The organism is Chryseobacterium vietnamense (genome assembly GCF_031454475.1).
In the GTDB taxonomy this organism is placed as follows: Bacteria; Bacteroidota; Bacteroidia; order Flavobacteriales; family Weeksellaceae; genus Chryseobacterium; species Chryseobacterium vietnamense.
Genome location: NZ_JAVDQX010000003.1, coordinates 367,527 through 385,841, shown reverse-complemented (window position 1 = coordinate 385,841; position 18,315 = coordinate 367,527). Strand labels below are relative to the sequence as shown.

General features: G+C 37.9%; 13 protein-coding genes. 7 read left to right on the top strand and 6 right to left on the bottom strand.

The features are described from left to right. Window positions 1–114 precede the first annotated feature (114 nt). On the top strand, window positions 115–2,163 hold the full coding sequence (locus J2786_RS15770; protein WP_310025881.1) for a S9 family peptidase: 2,049 nt from the start codon (window positions 115–117) through the stop codon (window positions 2,161–2,163). Continuing rightward, the gene (locus J2786_RS15765) at window positions 2,160–2,501 is read left to right on the top strand and encodes a hypothetical protein (RefSeq protein WP_047427150.1); all 342 of its coding nucleotides are present in this window, start codon (window positions 2,160–2,162) and stop codon (window positions 2,499–2,501) included. Before J2786_RS15770 ends, J2786_RS15765 begins: the two co-directional genes overlap by 4 nt. A gap of 113 nt (window positions 2,502–2,614) precedes the next feature. Here J2786_RS15765 and J2786_RS15760 read toward each other — a convergent pair whose 3' ends face one another. Continuing rightward, a complete protein-coding gene (locus J2786_RS15760; RefSeq protein ID WP_047427148.1) occupies window positions 2,615–3,106 on the bottom strand; it encodes an SRPBCC family protein in 492 nt (163 codons plus the stop codon). A 201-nt stretch (window positions 3,107–3,307) separates the two neighbouring features. Between J2786_RS15760 and J2786_RS15755 the strand changes: the two genes are divergently transcribed. The 5 genes from J2786_RS15755 to J2786_RS15735 all read left to right on the top strand — a co-directional run bounded on the left by J2786_RS15755 (window position 3,308) and on the right by J2786_RS15735 (window position 9,572). Then, the gene (locus J2786_RS15755; protein ID WP_047427146.1) at window positions 3,308–4,852 is read left to right on the top strand and encodes a sensor histidine kinase; all 1,545 of its coding nucleotides are present in this window, start codon (window positions 3,308–3,310) and stop codon (window positions 4,850–4,852) included. 160 nt (window positions 4,853–5,012) lie between these two features. After that, window positions 5,013–5,699 (top strand): response regulator transcription factor, encoded by a 687-nt coding sequence (locus J2786_RS15750; RefSeq protein WP_002982671.1) that lies wholly within the window; start codon window positions 5,013–5,015, stop codon window positions 5,697–5,699. Between the two features lie 72 nt (window positions 5,700–5,771). Further along, window positions 5,772–6,416 (top strand): hypothetical protein, encoded by a 645-nt coding sequence (locus tag J2786_RS15745; RefSeq protein WP_047427144.1) that lies wholly within the window; start codon window positions 5,772–5,774, stop codon window positions 6,414–6,416. 19 nt (window positions 6,417–6,435) lie between these two features. Beyond that, window positions 6,436–6,798, top strand: a complete 363-nt coding sequence (locus J2786_RS15740) for a hypothetical protein (RefSeq protein ID WP_052186763.1) — start codon at window positions 6,436–6,438, stop codon at window positions 6,796–6,798. Window positions 6,799–6,866: 68 nt separating this feature from the next. Next, a complete protein-coding gene (locus J2786_RS15735; protein ID WP_047427142.1) occupies window positions 6,867–9,572 on the top strand; it encodes a TonB-dependent receptor domain-containing protein in 2,706 nt (901 codons plus the stop codon). Between the two features lie 262 nt (window positions 9,573–9,834). Here J2786_RS15735 and J2786_RS15730 read toward each other — a convergent pair whose 3' ends face one another. From J2786_RS15730 to J2786_RS15710, 5 genes are all read right to left on the bottom strand, one after another. Beyond that, window positions 9,835–10,332 carry a cupin domain-containing protein gene (locus J2786_RS15730; protein ID WP_047427140.1) on the bottom strand — a complete coding sequence of 166 codons (498 nt, stop codon included), beginning with the start codon at window positions 10,330–10,332 and terminating at the stop codon, window positions 9,835–9,837. Between the two features lie 24 nt (window positions 10,333–10,356). Further along, window positions 10,357–12,639 carry a GH92 family glycosyl hydrolase gene (locus J2786_RS15725; protein WP_310025871.1) on the bottom strand — a complete coding sequence of 761 codons (2,283 nt, stop codon included), beginning with the start codon at window positions 12,637–12,639 and terminating at the stop codon, window positions 10,357–10,359. 21 nt (window positions 12,640–12,660) lie between these two features. Further along, the gene (locus J2786_RS15720) at window positions 12,661–13,521 is read right to left on the bottom strand and encodes an ROK family protein (RefSeq protein WP_047427138.1); all 861 of its coding nucleotides are present in this window, start codon (window positions 13,519–13,521) and stop codon (window positions 12,661–12,663) included. 131 nt (window positions 13,522–13,652) lie between these two features. Continuing rightward, complete coding sequence (locus tag J2786_RS15715; protein WP_310025868.1) at window positions 13,653–16,061, bottom strand: endo-beta-N-acetylglucosaminidase H; 2,409 nt, start codon at window positions 16,059–16,061, stop codon at window positions 13,653–13,655. A gap of 57 nt (window positions 16,062–16,118) precedes the next feature. Beyond that, a complete protein-coding gene (locus J2786_RS15710; protein ID WP_082001897.1) occupies window positions 16,119–18,272 on the bottom strand; it encodes an endo-beta-N-acetylglucosaminidase H in 2,154 nt (717 codons plus the stop codon). Window positions 18,273–18,315 lie beyond the last annotated feature (43 nt).

Here is an 18,315-nt window from a genome sequence, read left to right as displayed (position 1 = left end):
TTTTACCTAAATTTGAACAAAAATTAATATTGAATTGGTTTTTGCTTAAATTACTTACTTTCAGAGGAAAAAGTATAAGATTGTATTCAATTAAAAAAAATAAAAATACCCCGGATGAAAGCTCCACAGGCAAAAAAAATTGAAAAAATACTAGAAAAACACGGTGATAAAAGAACCGATAATTACTTTTGGTTGAATGAAAGGGAAAATCCTGAAGTTATCAAATATATTGAGGAGGAAAATGCCTACGAAGAATTCATTATGAAAGATACGGAAACTCTTCAGGAAGAGCTTTTCGAAGAGATGAAAGCCCGCTATAAAAAGGATGATGAATCTCTGCCTTATTTCTTTAATGAGTATTGGTATATTGTGCGTTATGAGGAAGGCAAAGAATATCCTATTTTCTGCAGAAAGTATAAAAGCCTGGATAACGAAGAGGAAATTGTACTTGACGTTAATATCCTGGCAGAGGGCAAAGAGTTTTTTGAAGTAGGAAGTGTAGCAGTAAGCCCAAGTAACCAACTGGCTTCTTTTTCTTCGGATGATGTAGGTAGAAGAATTTATACCCTGAATTTTAAAAACTTAAAGACAGGAGAAATTTTGCCGGACACCATTCCTAATACTACAGGAAAAGCTGTCTGGGCAAATGACAACAAGCATATTTTTTACATCAGAAAAGATAAAAGCCTTCGTGCATTTCAGGTGTACAGACATCAACTTGGGACAGATTCAGCAGATGATGTTCTGATTTTCCATGAAGAGGATGAGACTTTTGATGTTAATGTATTTAAGACAAAATCGTTAGAGTATATTTTCATTGCCAGCTCAAGCACTATTTCTGATGAACACCGCTTTATCCCGTCTGATGATGTATTTGCAGAATGGAAAGTCATCCAGCCAAGAATAGATGATCTTGAATATTCTGTAGAGCATTATGAAGATGAGTTTTATATCATTACGAATGCTGATGATGCGATCAATTTCAAGATTGTAAAAACAAAGATTGATAACTGCAGTATGGAAAACTGGATTGATGTCATTCCACACCGTGCTGAAGTTTTACTGGAAGGTTTTGAAATCTTTAAAGATTATCTGGTGTTGGAAGAAAGAGAAAGAGGACTGCTTCAGATCAAAATCATTGATGAGAAAACCCAGGAATCTTACTACTTACCTTTTTCCGACCCTACTTATACAGCCTATATCGGGATTAATCTGGAATTTGATACAGAGATTTTACGTTACGGTTACACCTCTCTTACACAACCAAGCTCCACCTATGAATATAACATGAAGGATAAGACTACAAAGCTTCTGAAACAACAGGAAGTTTTGGGTGGAAAGTTTGCTCCTGAAAATTATATTTCAGAGAGAATCTGGGCAGATTCAAGAGATGGAAAGACAAAAGTTCCTATTTCCCTGGTATATCATAAAGACACTAAAAAATCACCTGACACTCCTCTTCTTCTGTATGGATACGGAAGTTATGGACATACTGTTGATGCCAGCTTTTCGAATGTAAGACTATCCATCCTGGACAGAGGTTTTATCTATGCTATTGCTCACATTCGTGGTGGTGAATATTTGGGAAGAGAATGGTATGAAGATGGAAAAATGTTATTCAAAAAAAATACATTCTTTGATTTTATTGATGCAGGAAAATATCTGATCAAAGAAAATTATACTTCCTCAAAGCATATGTATGCAATGGGAGGAAGCGCAGGCGGTTTGTTGGTAGGTGCTGTGGTCAATTATGAACCTCAGTTATTCAACGGAATTGTGGCACAGGTACCTTTTGTAGATGTTGTTACAACAATGTTGGATGATACGATTCCTTTGACAACTGGAGAATATGATGAATGGGGAAATCCAAATGACGAGGAATATTATCATTATATGAAAGACTACTCTCCTTACGATAATGTAGAAGCTAAAGACTACCCTCATATGCTGATCACTACAGGATTCCACGATTCTCAGGTGCAATACTGGGAACCTGCAAAGTGGACGGCAAAACTGAGAGAATTAAAAACTGACGATAATATTTTAGTTTTCAAAACTGATATGAGCTCCGGACATGGAGGGGCAAGCGGAAGATTTGAATCTCTGAAGGAAGATGCGTTGGAATTCGCATTTTTATTAAAATTAGAAAATCAAAAAGAATGATCAACGAAGCTGAATACTGGAAAAAAATAGAACAATTCTTTGAAGACAATTTCCAGACGGAGAAAAACCCACCCATTGAAACCCTTTTATTTCTGATAGGGCTTCAGGAGCTGGGAAGCGGCCAGCAAAAATATACGAAAGAAGACAAAGTAAACCTGATTCATATTGCAGTCTGCAGATTGCTTGAACCTTTTGGATATTATAAATTCACACACTATGAAGATGGATGGCCGCAGTTTGAAAGCCTGGAAGAACTTCCGGAATTAAAGCCTAATGAGCAGACATTGCTGATGAAAAAGGCAATTATCCAATACTTTCAGGAGGAGGAGCTTTTGTAAAAGCGGGAAGCGGGAAGATGGAAGCAGGAAATTAATTCCTGTCAATAAATAAAAGAGGGTTTTCCAATGGAAAATCCTCTTTTTTATAACCGATTATTTTTACATATTCACATTTATCCAATCAATTCTTCCAATTGATTAAGGCCCATTTTAAATCCTTCTTCAAATCCCATGTCCATGAGCTTTCTCATAATTTCAGGAGAATGGTAATGGATATTGATCGTTACTTTAGTTCCTTCCTCCACTCCGGTAAAGCCAATCAGCCATTTTGACCTTGGAAAATCTTCGTTGACATTCCCTTTTTCATCACAGAATGCACTCATCCAGTCAAGACTTCTGTGTTCTGTAATTTCTCCATATTGAGTTTGAGCATACATTGGTCCTTTTTCACCATTTGGTCCTACCATGGTATACATCCAGATCCCTCCTTCTTTGAAATCCTGACTTACCGTTTCACACTTCCATGGCTTGGGTCCCCACCATTGATCCAATAATCTGGCTTCTGTAAAATACTTCCACACGGTTGAAACATCAGCCTTATAAATCTTCATGACATACGTGCTGGGCGCATCAAAATCTTTGTTGAAAATGATATTAGATTCCATAAATATTTATTTTTAATAAAGTTAGCACTTTATTTATTGAAAGGGACTTTTCATATGACAAGTAAGAGATAATTCATAAATAATTGTTAAAAAACACTCTTTTAAGAAAAAAAAAACAATTTTTTGGCTCGTTTTTTGTTTATGTACTCTTAAAACAATTAATTTTAACATTCATTTTTCCAAAACCTATATAATAAAATAATGAATAACAAATTCATCCCAATAATTTCAGTGTTTATGACGATCTCACTGATTGTCTTTGTAACGCTCCAATTTTATTGGTTGAAAGGCTATTACGGAGTACTGGAACAGGATTTTTCAAATAAAGTGTATGCGGTTTTGGAAAGTACTTCAAAAAATATTGAAGAAATTGAAGCTGACAAATACCTGAACCAGGATTATAAAGATTTCAGAAAAAATATTCTTGCAAATAGCAAACAGCCTTCTTTAACTACAATTCAGCAAGTGGAAGACTCTGGTACTCAAAGACAGATTATTTATTCCAAAAATATTATTGAAAAAACACAGCTTCCGATTTCTCAAAAAGGAGATTCTATTAAGCTGACCACATTGTATACAGACGAAGCTGCTTATAAAATAAAAAGAGATACCACCAATCGCGAACTTTTAACGCAAGATATCAATCAGGAGATTGAAACGGGAGATTACTCCATGAAAGAGTTTGTGAAAGTATATGGAAATAACCTTCCTATTACTAAAAGAGTAGATCCGAAAACATTGGACTCTGTTATTGCCAAAGAACTTAAAATACGAGGGATCACTGCCAAATTCGGATATGGAGTTCTGGATCGTAATAATAAACTTACCAGCATTGCCAATAAGGCTTATAAAGAAAAGAAAGACAGCAATACTTACAGCTTTCCTCTTTTTGCCGATAAGAAAAATACTTTATACAGCCTTGCATTGGTATTCCCTAAAAAAGAATATTCACTGGCGATGAACAACTGGCCGATGCTTTTGGGAACATTCCTTTCTCTCCTTACCATTCTTGGAATTTATATTATTTCCATCAATTATATGATGAGACAGAAAAAGCTTGCTGAAGTAAAGACAGACTTCATCAACAACATGTCCCATGAGTTTAAAACACCACTTGCAACCATTTCTGTTGCAACAGATTCATTGGCTAATGACAAAATTGCCACCAATCCGGATAAGGTAAAATACTACTCCGAACTGATCAAGCAGGAAAACTTAAGGATGAAAAAGCAGGTGGAAAATGTGCTTAATATGTCAAAACTTGAGCGAAATGAAGTGGAACTGTTCTTAAAAGAAGCCAACGTAAGGGAACTGATCAAAAAAACAACAGAATCTTTCAATCTGATTGTACAGCAAAGAAACGGAACGCTTACGCAGAAGTTCAATGCTACTCAGTATAATTTTAAAATAGACGAATTCCACATCTCGAATATGCTGGTGAACTTACTGGATAATGCCAACAAATATTCTCCTGAGGCACCGGAAATACACGTGGAAACAAGAAATGAAGGACACTGGTATGTGATTGAAATTTCAGATAAAGGAATGGGAATGGATACCCAGAATAAAACCAAAATTTTCGAAAAATTCTTCAGGGAAGAAACCGGAAATATCCACAACGTAAAAGGACAGGGATTAGGCCTTTCTTACGTGAAGAAAATTGTAGAACTGCACAAAGGACAGATTATTGTAGACTCTCATAAAGGAAATGGAAGTACGTTCACGATAAAGCTGCCAATGAGCTAGAAAAATAAACGATAGGTGATAAGCGATAAATGATTAAACTTCTCCTTCACATCAATTATCAATGATCATTCATCAATTATAAGTTTAAACCAAATATCAAAATATAGAAGATAGAGTGAGGAAGTTCATTCTTAATTGTTAATTATTAATTATTAAAATTATGAGCAACAGAATATTATTAGTAGAGGACGATCAGAGTTTCGGGGCGGTGCTTAAAGATTATTTGACCATCAATAATTTTGAAGTAACTCTTGCCACTGACGGAGAGCAGGGATTAAAAGAATTTACAGAAAATGAATTCGATATCTGCATATTTGACGTAATGATGCCTAAAAAAGACGGATTTTCATTAGCGGAAGATGTAAAAAAGATTGATAAAAACACACCCATCATATTCCTTACAGCAAGAAATATGAGAGAAGATATTTTGAAAGGATACCAGTTGGGAGCAGATGATTATATTACAAAACCTTTTGATACAGAACTTCTTTTATACAAAATAAAAGCAATTCTTCAGAGAAGTTCCACATTGGAAAATGAAGAGCAGGAGCAGTTCAAAATCAGCAATATTTTCTTCGATTCTATGCTGAGACAGCTGAAAGTAGGTGATAAAGAATACAAACTTTCTCCTAAAGAAAATGAATTATTAAAACTTCTTTGCATTCACAGAAATGATTTTATGCCGAGAGATCTTGCCTTAAGAAAGATCTGGAAAAAAGAAAATTACTTTACAGCAAGAAGTATGGACGTATATATTGCCAAGCTTCGTAAACTATTAAAAGACGACGAAGGATTAGAAATCATCAACGTACACGGAGAAGGATTTAGACTTTTGGTAAAAAATTAATCCAAAAATCAAATTATAAGTATAAAATTAGCAAAACAATTGAAAATGTTTTGCTAATTTTGTTTCATACCCATGGATATGAAGAATACATTTATAGGTTTGATCGCCGTATCACTATTAGCTGCATCTTGTAAAAAGGATGAAAGAGCTACTTATTTAAAAGAAGAAGCCAACGCTGGACAATCCAACGTAGCCCTGAATAACACTTCAAAAACCGCTCTGATGGATCAGGCAGGCATCCAATCCAGTTCTGCTCCTGCTCCTTTGGCAACAGCTCCGGGAATGAATCCTCCACACGGACAGCCCGGACACCGATGCGATATTCCGGTAGGACAGCCTCTGAATGGAGCTCCCGCTACAGCTACGCCTGTTTCTCAAAATATAAATGCAAACGGAAACAATATCGTTCAGATTGATCCGAATGCTGTATCACCGGGAAAAATTACATTGGACAATAACGGAAAGCAGGCAAAAACAGCTCCGGGAATGAATCCTCCACATGGACAACCCGGACACCGATGCGATATTCCGGTAGGACAGCCATTAAGCAGCAAACCTGCACCTGCTCCACAACCGGCACAAAATGTAGTGCAAACGACTCCAAGTCCTGCACCTGCAGCACAGAACCTGGCGATGGGTGAAAAACCAAAACTAAATCCGGCACATGGTGAACCATGGCACAGCTGTTCTCTGAAAGTTGGTGATCCTTTGCCATAAATTTTGTATTTTTGCAGATATGAAGCTGTTTCACCTACTTGTAATAGTATTTTGCCTGGGAATCTTTCTGGTTCCTAAGGACAATTTCTATGCGCAAGAGGCACAGGAAACATGCTGTAAGGCAGAGTCTTCCCAAAAAATGGACTGCTGCAAAAATCATTCTTCAAAAAAAGACAGCAAAAATGATAATACAAAATCATGTAATGATGACTGCTGTTCATCATGTATTGCCTGTTACACTTTTATTGAAACCCCTTTCTCAAAAAATCTACGTCTGGAACTGTCTTATTACAAAGCGAATAAGAATCCTCAGTTTCAGTATGCAGATCCTTATCTTTCAGACCGTTTAAAGGAAATCTGGCAACCACCCAAGATAGGTTAATTAAAATCTCAGGGGTTCATTATGTCTTATAGTGAACTGTTTTTAATTAATCTAAACTTTTAAACAAAATGAAATTATCTATTTCCAGGTTAATACTTGGTGCATTATTCCTATTTACACAATTTATATCGGCGCAAACACTTTCAAAAAGTCAGTTCAGGGTAAAAGGGAACTGCGAAATGTGCAAAACAAGAATTGAAAGTGCTGCTAAAAAAGCAGGCGCCAAAACAGCTATTTACTCTATTGATCTTCAGACACTAACCTTAGAAACAGACAAGACTTCTTCTGATGATATTTTGAAAAAGGTAGCAGAAGCGGGACATGATAATGAGAAATTCAAAGCGTCTGACACAACGTATGAAGGCCTTCCCGGATGCTGTCATTACGATAGAGACTTACAGCCTTCACAGGCAGAAACCCATCACGAGCACCATGCAGGGGCTGCTGTTTCCACTAAGAAAGAAAACGAGTTCTACGTAAGAGGAAATTGTGCTTCATGTAAAGCCAGAATTGAAAAGGCATCTAAAGATGCGGGTGCGGATACTGCAGAATGGAATGCGGAGAAACAGACGGTCACTTTACATTTTGATTCTTCAAAAACCTCATCAGATAAGATCTTAAAGGCTATTGCTGATGCCGGTCATGATAATGAAAAATATAGGGCCGCTGATGCCGTATACAACGGACTTCCGGGATGCTGTCTGTATGACAGGGATTTTACTTTCGGTGAAGCTAATCCAAAGGTACATTACGAAGAAGGAGCGAAACATGAAGATCATAAAGACAATGAAACTTCATCACCAAAAGAAGATCACTCCCAGCATGAAAAAAATATCGATGGAGTTGTTGTAACAGGTTCTAAGGCGGCAACAGCTTTAAGCAAGAAAGAAGCGGGACTTGTTTTTAATATTGATAAAAAAGAGTTGTTAAAGGCTGCTTGCTGTAATCTGTCTGAAAGTTTTGAAACCAATGCAACGGTAGATGTATCTTTCAGTAATGCGGTTACCGGGACAAAACAGCTGAAAATGCTTGGTTTGGATCAGAAATATACCAGCTTAACGAAAGAACAGCTGCCAGAAATCAGAGGCCTGGCTTCTGCCTACGGATTAAATTTTATTCCGGGAAGATGGATTGAAAGTATTCAGCTTACCAAAGGAGGAAGTACCGTAACCAACGGCTATGAAAGTATCACAGGACAGATCAATACTGAACTTCTGAAGAATGCCAAGACTCCTGAAACGTCACTGAATCTTTTTTCCGACTTTAATGGAAGAGCCGAAATAAATATCACCAATGTTTCTCCTATCAACGATAAATGGTCACAGACATTTCTTCTTCACGGAAACGGAACTTTCGGAAATACGGATATGAATCATGACGGTTTTCTGGACAGACCGAAAGGAACGCAGATTAATGCTGCCTATTTATTGAATTATAATGATCTTGAAAAATCAGGATTCGGATCTCACTTCGGAATTAATTTTATCAGAGATGAAAGAACTGCAGGACAGATTGGATTTGATAAAAAACTTGGGCAGGACAAACAGCCTTTTTATGGGGTAGGAATCGATATTTCAAGATTCCAGGTCTGGAATAAAACGGGCTATGTTTTTAAAGGGAAACCTTACCAGAGTATCGGATGGATGAACCAGTATGTGTATCACCAGCAGGACAGTTTCTTCGGATTGAGAAATTATGCAGGACAACAGCACACCTATTATTCCAATTTAATCTTTGAAAGCATCATTGGAAATACCAACCACAAGTATAAGGCTGGTGCAAGTTTCTTATATGACGGTTATAAAGAAACGTATTTGATGGATGATATCAGAAGAAATGAAATTGTACCGGGTATTTTTGCCGAATATACTTTAACAGGTTTAAAATATACTTTAGTCGCAGGTTCCAGAGTAGATTTTCATAACCTGGCAGGAACACAGTTTACGCCAAGATTGAACTTCAAGTATGATTTCACCCCTCAGACGATCTTAAGACTTTCGGCGGGAAGAGGATTCAGAACGGCGAATGTTTTTGCGGAAAGCCAGCAATATTTTGCCTCTAACAGGGCTATCAATATTTTGCCCAACGGCGGAAATATTTATGGTTTAAAACCTGAAATTGCATGGAATTACGGGGCAAGCTTACAGCAGGAATTCAAATTGTTCGGAAGAAAATCAAGTATTATCGCTGATTTTTTCAGAACAGATTTCCAGGATCAGGTATTGGTAGATTTGGATAAGTCTCCTCAACAGCTTACATTCTATAATCTTGATGGTAAATCTTTTGCCAATTCATTCCAGACCCAATGGGATTTCATGCCTGTAAAAAACCTTGAAGTAAGATTGGCATATAAATATTATGACGTGCAGGCGGATTATATCGGAGGAAGAAGAGAAGTTCCTTTTATGGCAAAACACAGAGGATTTGTGAACCTGGCTTATTCAACCAATAAAAATGATAATGGCGGATTCTGGAGTTTTGATACGACTTTAAACTGGGTTGGAAAGCAAAGACTTCCTGATACTTCAACGAATCCGGCAGAGTTTCAACTGCCAACCTATTCGGAATCATATGCGGTTCTAAATGCTCAGATCTCAAGAAACTTCAATAAAAAGATCAGAGCTTATGTAGGGGGTGAAAACCTTACTTCTTATTATCAGAAAAATGCGATTGTGGATTTTAAAAATCCTTTCGGAAGTTATTTTGACGGAGGAATGGTATACGCTCCGATTATGAAGGCTAACTTCTATGTGGGATTGGATGTGACGTTTTAAAAGCGGGAAGCTGGAAGAATGAAGCTGGGAGTCCTATTAGGTAGTGTTCTATTTTGAGGCAAATTACTGGAAGGTATTTTCTGAATAAACAAAACCTTATAGGTCTTTGAGACTTATAAGGTTTATTTTTTTGCTGCCAGCTAATAGATACATAAATAATGAAGGAGAATAAAAACTTCTGATCACCTCCAGAAACTTCCCTCTTCCAGCTTCAAGTTTCCCTACCAATAAAAAATCCGCTTCAATGAAGCGGATTTTTTATTTATCTCCCAAAGTCATCCTGTACTCTTACGATATCATCTTCGTCGGAAGGATTGGATGCATCGGTATGCTGCCAGATTTCGGCAACAATTCCCCAGCCTGCAAGACCTATTAATCTGTGTCTTTCTCCCTGCTGAAGCTTCACCAGGTCTTTTGGTCCATATTCTCCCAATTCTCCTTCTTCATCGGTATTGCTTCTTTTGATGCCTACCGTTCCTTCCACTACCTGCCAGATTTCGGCTCTTCTGTGGTGATACTGCCAGCTTAATCTTGCTTCTGGAGCTACGATAAGAATTTTCGGACTTAGCTTCCCTCCTATTCTTAGGTTGTCTACATCAATCCCATCGAAATATTGGTTGGCAAAATCCTGTGCCTGTGTTTCATCTATCACAAAGAAACCACCCCAAGGTCTTGTATCATCTTTTGCTGCAATGTTAAAACCTTGTGTCTGCAGCATGTTCTCTACTCTATCGAATATTTCTTTTTTTTCTGTACTCATACAGCTATATTTTTAATTTAAAAATTATTTATTTGATTCTTCTTTTGACATTGAATATGGGAAATCTTTTTCCTGTGATCCTCTTTCTTTGTTGGGTTTACTGTCCATTTTAAAATCTAAAACAACTCCTTTCATCAATTCCTTATGACTTACCCAGTTTTTGGAGTAAGGCTGTTGGTTTACATTCAAAGATTTTACATATAAATTTTCTGCATTATTTTCCGGAGCTTTTATTTCAATTTTCTTACCATTTTCCAAATGGATGGTAGCTTCTTTAAATAATGGTGCTCCCAACACATATTGATCAGTAGCCGGTGTTACCGGATAAAATCCAAGGGCTGAGAAGATATACCAGGCAGAAGTCTGTCCGTTATCTTCGTCACCGCAATATCCATCCGGAGTTGCATGATACAGTTTATTCATTACCTGTCTTGCCCAATATTGTGTTTTGTAAGGCGCTCCTGAGTAGTTATACAGATAAATCATGTGCTGAATAGGCTGGTTTCCGTGGGCATACTGTCCCATATTCATGATCTGCATTTCTCTGATCTCATGGATCACACCTCCATAATAACTGTCATCAAAAACAGGAGGCAATGAGAATACCTCATCCAATTTGGCTTCAAATTTCTTTTTTCCACCCATCAATTCTGCCAGACCGTCAATATCCTGAAAAACAGACCATGTATAATGCCAGCTGTTTCCTTCTGTGAAAGCATCACCCCATTTGAAAGGATTGAAAGGTTTCTGGAAGTTCCCGTCTTTATTTTTACCACGCATCAAACCTGTTTCCTTGTCGAAGACATTTTTATAATTATAAGCTCTTTTCTTATAAATATCAATTTCTGAAGCGGGTTTCCCCAATGCTTTTCCTAACTGATAAATTGAAAAGTCGTCATACGCATACTCCAATGTTCTGGCTGCATTTTCATTGATTTTTACATCGTAAGGAACATAACCCAGTTCATTATAATACTTTACTCCTGCACGGCCTACTGCTTCTATAGGTCCTTCGTTATTTGCTCCATGTTTTACGGCTTGCCAAAGCGCTTCCGTATCATATCCGCGAAGTCCTTTGATATAAGCATCTGCTACAACGGATGCAGAATTGTTTCCGATCATAATATCAGAATATCCCGGGCTGCTCCACTCCGGTAAGAATCCGCCTTCTTTGTAAGCATTAGCCAATCCTTCCTGCATTTCTACATTGATGCTTGGGTAAACAAGGTTCAGGAAAGGGTACAAAGCGCGGAACGTGTCCCAGAATCCGGTACCTGCAAACATTCTTCCGTCAACAATTTTACCATTGTAAGGGCTCCAATGTTTTATTTTATTCTGAGCATCTACTTCATATAATTTCTGGGGGAAAAATAATGTTCTGTACAGAGACGAATAAAAGGTTCTCATCTGCTGATCTGTTCCTCCTTTTACTTCTATTTTTCCTAATGTTTTGTTCCAGATATTTTTAGCCTCGGTTTTTACCTGTTCAAAGTTTCTCGTTCCGATTTCTCTTTTAAGATTCAGTTCTGCCTGTTCAAAGCTGATGAATGAAGAGGCAACTTTTGCATAAACCGTTTCTTTATTTTTAAGTTTAAAACCTACGACAGCTCCTGTATGATCGCTGGTAATTTCTAATTGGTCATTAACCAGTTTATCATCTTTCCAGGTTTTTGTGAGTTCAAAATCTTTATCAAACTGAACGACGAAATAGTTTTTAAAATTATCATATTTCCCGGTAGAATATTTTGTGGTATACCCAATAATTTTTCTTTCTTTAGGTAAAATCCTGATGTAAGAACCTTTGTTCAAAGCATCTACGACGATGTAAGCACTGTCTGTTTTTGGAAAATCAAATTTAAAGTAGGAAGCTCTTTCTGTAGGTGTAAATTCTGTAGTGACATTGATGTCCGCAAGGTATACACTGTAGAAATAAGGAGTTGTAACCTCAGCTTTGTGAATGAACCAGCTCGCTCTTTCGTCTTCTTTAAATTTCACTTTTCCTACTCCCGGCATGATGGCAAATGCGCCGTAGTCATTCATCCAGGGAGAAGGCTGATGCGTTTGTTTAAATCCTTTTATTTTATCAGCATCGTAGGTATAAGCCCATCCGTCACCCATTTTACCGGTCTGCGGTGTCCAGATATTCATTCCCCAGGGAAGTCCGACTGCCGGATAGGTATTTCCGTTGGATAAGGAAGGCTTGGACTGCGTTCCCATTAAAGGATTCACATAATCTACGGGAGATATATTCTGACCTAACGCCCAGGCCTGTAATAACAGTAAGCAAGTAGAAAATATAAACTTCATTGTATCTTTTCGTTTGTTAATTTATATACGCTTTTTTAATGCATAGCTGGCAGCTCCAAGAATGGCCGCATCTTCAAATATCGCAGAAATTTTAACCTGCAAGTTAATATTATTCTTTGTTAAATTCTGAATAAATCTTTGTTCAAAATAAGGATAAGCTTTGGCAATATTCCCTCCTATAACTAAAACTTCCGGTTTGTAATAATCTACATATTTTACGATAAATTCTGAGAAAGAGTCTGCATATTCATCAAATATCTGGGTTTGTATTTCCGCTGGTTTATCCAACAATTCTTTAGTCCCTGAAATTTCTTCTCCGGTGAGTTCTTTATAACGATTCACAAACCATCGTGTTGCAAGATAATCTTCACTGATAGAGTTTTTAAAAGGAGAATCCCATAAGTCTTCATCGGTAGCCAATTCTCCATTGAAGAAGGTAGTTCCCAATCCTGTTCCAAGGGTTACTCCAAAAGCACTTTTGAATCCCTGGGCACAACCTCCAAATACTTCTCCTTCCATAAAGGCTGCCGCATCATTTACAAAATGAATCAGCTTCTCAGAAATGCCTAGTCTTTTTGCCAGTTCTTTTTTGATATTCACCTGATAGATATCGATGAATTTTCCATGCTGCATCAAAGATATGCCGTTGCCATAATCGAAAGGTCCCGGCATTGCGATACCGATCAGAAGGTCTTCTTTTACCAGATCATGAGCCACTTTTTCAATGGCTGAAACCCAAGCGCTAAAGATAATTTCTTTCTTTTCAAAAGCATCTACATGTTCTCTTACATAGGTGGATGAAATGATTTCACGTTTTTCCGGGTCTACCTCAGCCAGCGTGATATGCGATCCTCCTATATCTATTCCTACTATATTCTGCATTATTTATTATTTTAAATTCAAACATCCCTGTGACTGAAAAAACAGACAAACAGGAGTACACCACCTGCCTGTCTGCTTTGTATTTCAGACTTTATATTACTAATTCCGATAACTACTTCATTATCTGAATTTTATTTCACAATAATTTTACCTGTTGATAATACTTTACTGTTTGCAGATGTAATCTTGTAAATATAAGTACCACTGATTAAATCCTGCGTATTCACTGCATTATTATTTTGATTAATATTCTGTTTTTTGAACAATTTTCCTGAAGCATCATACAATGCTACTTCACTTGCAGAGTTATCGCTGATGGCAAAGTGAATATCATTTCCTCTTTTCACAGGATTCGGATAAACAGTGTTGTTCTCTTTTACAGATTCAATATCTTTCACGGCAAGAGATGAAGTACAGGCAACATCTGTTCTCCAGTTCGCATCTGTCATATTGATCAGCGTTGCAAAATGAGTGTTGGCTGTAGCATCTAAAGCGCCCATTCCACTTCCTTCATCCATTTTCCAGTTCGCTTCAAGACCCGTAGAGTTGGCAGGAACATTACAGCTGTTACTCAGAATTTCCTGTGGTGTTAATGCTTTTTTCCAAACTCTGAATTCATCAAGGAATCCATTGATTGTACGGGAATTATCATAATTTCTACCCAGATAAAGAATGCCGTTGGCATTGAAATTACCTGTCACTGCTGAACTTGCATCCAGGTTTCCATTGACATAAATTTTCATTGCTGCACCGTCATAAGTGGCTGCAATATGGTACCATGTATTGGTATTGAATGCTGTATTCGTATTCAGTTTCACTTGTGATGAGCCGAAACTCAATATAAACTGCAGTTTATTATTCGCCAGGTTTCCATCTCCGAAACGAAGCATGGCCGAGTTATTATCTCCCACTTCAATACCCATTACTGATGAAATATAAGGGAATCCCGTTTTAAAAGCATTTACTTTTACCCAACCTTCAAATGTCATAGCATTTCCACTCAGGTTAAACTGTCCTGCGTTAAGATAATGCGTGCTTCCGTTGAAAGAAAGGGATCTTGCTCCGGGACTTGTAACAGGTGCAAAACCACTGTTGAATGCTCCTTCTCCTGAATAGGTACTTGTAGTTCCTCCCGCACATCCTGCCTGTACTTTCCATACATAATTTGTATTAGGTGTCAGATTCTGTAATGAATATGAATTGGTTGTGATATTCGGGATTTCAGACCAGGTTGTGGCAGCAGCAGTTTTATACTGTAGAGTATATGAAGTGGCATTTCCTGCATCCCATGATAACTGGACTGTATTACCAAGGAAACTTCCGGAAGTTAATCCTGATGGCGTAGTGCAGCCACTTCCGGAATTAAACCTTGGTGCAAAAATATAAGTACTTGTTAATGTCGGTGAGCAGTTGGACTGTATTCTCCAGTCGTAATTGGTATTCAGAGTAAGGTTGTTGATGACAATATTATTTCCTGAATAATTGTTGGCCACATTCGTCCATACTGTGGAATTGGCCGGTTTATAATCAATATTGTAAGACTGGGAAGCATTGGAAGTCCAGTTCAGTTTTGCTGAAGTTCCTGTCACATTGGAAACATCCAGTCCCAATGGCGGATCACAGGTCTGTCCCTGAGACCATGAATATAACTGACCGCTTAAAAGCGTATTTTCGTTGTAAAGGATATTGGAACCCATACTCAGATAGCTGGCAACATTGGTTCCCGGCAGATCATACCACATAAACACTCCATATTGATCATTTTTTGTGCTGGTGGCTAAATTTGCCAATGTTGTTGCTGATGTAGAGCTTGGATTGGAGTTTTGAATCCATGTTGCGGCTGCAGAAATTTTGGATTTATCAAGGGGAGGAACAACAGGTGCATTGTACGTACTGTACATGGCGTTCCAGGTATAATTAATATAATTTCCTGCTAAATCTCCGTTATAAGTTTGTCTGGTTGTAGCCGGACCGTAGTAGTAGAATGTAATCAGTTTATCAGGCATTGCCGCTTTCAATTCCTGTAAAAGCATTACAAAAGAACTGTTATTAGGCTGTCCTGTTCCGTTATTTCCGTATCCTGCGTATTCGTCATCAAGGTCTACTCCATCCAGACCGTAGGTGTAAACAGTATGAGCAACCTGCAGAGCAAAATCTTTAGCTGCTTCACGGTTAGGAAAATTAGAAATTCCTGCTCCCTGGTGATTTCCTAAAAGATCCAGTAATACTTTTATTCCTTTTTGCTGTAAAGGTTTTACGTAGGTATTAACATCATTCAGGACTTTGGTAACATTGTTATTGTTGGAGATGTAAGCACGGTTTTTAGAAACATCATAGTTGATGTTGGCTGCAAAAATAATAGCAACATCAAAAAGCTGTCTGTTGGTATTCTGCAGAGTATAGGAACCTGCATTCAGCATATTATTGTTGTTCACTTCCACATAGCAGACTCCCAAAGGATCAAGCTGCTGTGCTTTGAGTGATGGAGCTGACTGAAGCATCAGAACCATTAGAGGAATAAAAAAGGATTTTTTTCTCATAGTATATCAATTTTGTAGTAGAAAAAATCATTGGGCCGAAGCCCAATGACTGGTTTATTATTTTACAATTAGTTTTTCGGATTGTTTTAAACTTCCATCATGAGATTCAAACTGAACGATATAGCTTCCTGCTGAAAGTCTTGTCAATTCAATTTGGTTATCTCCGGAATTCAGTGATTTTGTGTCAACGATTCTTCCATTAAAATCATAAACCGTTAATTTTCCTTTGCTGTATTCCTCCGGAACAGAAACGGTAAGTGATGAAGATTTGCTTACCGGATTCGGATATAATTTGATTTGATTTTTAATATTGGTCTGTCCGGCACTTATTGATTTTTGACTCGATGCATTTCTTGTCAATAGTGAACTTCCTGTTGCACATGGCAGATCTGTTCCCCAATTGGAAGCATCAACACCTGTCAATGTTAAAGTTACTCCGTTTCCTGATGTATCCTGAACAGTAGAACCACTTCCTTCGTTAAACTTCCAATAGGCAGCCAATGAAGTAGCCGGAACTGATACATTACACATATTCTGACTGATTTCCGTCTGGCTTAATGCACGTTTCCAAACTCTCACTTCATCTATTTTACCATTGAAATTCCTTGATGTGTTATATAAATATCCAACATTGAACGCCCCGGTTGAATTCACACTTCCGGTTTGTGCTTTAGTCGCATCCAGAACCCCGTTAATATAAATTTTCATATTGGCACCGTCATATGTTGCAGCAACATGATACCAGGTATTTGCATTCAAAGCGGTTGCGGAAGCCAGTTTTTGCTGAACATTATTAATACTTACTACAAACTGAAGCTTATTATTGGCCAGGCTGGCATCTCCTAATCGCAGGAATGCGGAATTACTGTCGCTTACTTCAGTTCCCATGATAGAAGAAATATAAGGAGAAGCAGACTTGAAGGACGAAGGTTTGATCCAGCCTTCAAAAGATAATGCGGAACCGCTCAGGTTCATACTTCCGGCAGCCCCTGATTCAGTACTTCCATCCATAGATAATGCATAAGAACCTGTAGGCGTTGTTCCTGAGGTACTGGTAAATCTTGGTGCAAACATGTAAGCGCTTTTCACGCTGCAGTTGGTTCTGATTCTCCAATCGTATTCTGTATTGGCTGTTAAGCCTGAAACAGTTACAGAAGTAGCGCTCGTTGCAGAAACGGCATTCGTCCATGTTGTGGAAGAAGCTGGTTTATAATCAACATCATAGGTATTGGTTCCAACAGCAGACCAGTTCAGTTTTGCACTTGTTCCTGTAAGATTGCTTGTGTACAGTCCGATAGGCGCATCACAGTTTGTTCCTTGTGTCCATGACTGTAAAGTACCGCTTAAAACAGTCGGCTCTCCATATAATGTTTGAGTTCCTGCTGAAAGTTGCGCAGTTTCATTAGTTCCATGCAGATCATACCACATAAATACTCCGTAACCACCGTTCTTAGTCTGAGTGGCCAGGCTGGTTGTTGTAGAATTGGAAGTATTTCCCATCCATACGGCTGCAGGAGAAATTTGTGCTTTGGTAAGAGGAGGTACATTAGGAGCGGAGAATGTTCCATACATGGCATTCCAGCTGTAATTGACGTTGTCTCCTACTCTGGCTCCGTTCCATGAAAGTCTTGAAGCAGCAGGACCGTAATAATAGAATGAAATAATCTTATTCGGCAATAATGCTCTGAGCTCCTGAACAAGCATTACAAAAGAGCTGTCGTTAGGCTGCCCGGTTCCGTTATTTCCGTATTCTGAATATTCGTCATCAAAATCAATTCCATCAAGACCATAGGTATTCACTGTATTGGCAAGCTGTAATGCAAAGTCTTTTGCGGCTTCACGGGTAGGAAAATTACAGATCCCTGCTCCCTGGTGGTTTCCTAAAATAGTCAGGACTACTTTCATTCCTTTCTGCTGAAGGGGCTTTATGTAAGTATCTGCATTGGTAAGCACTTTCGTAACATTATTATTGGAATACAGATAAGCTCTTCCACGGCTGGTATCATAATTAATATTAGCCGCAAAAATATTTACCACATTGAACAGATAGCTGTTCGATGTCTGCAGTTTGTACGCTCCCGCATTCAGGAGGTTGTTGTTATTCACTTCCACATAGCAAATTCCTGTAGGATTAAGCTGCTGTGCGTTAATCAGAGAACCTGACTGAAGCATCACTGCCATCAGTGCGGTAAGGATGGATTTTTTTTTCATTGTATAATTTTTTTAAGGTGTTTGGTGTCTGAATTTTATATAG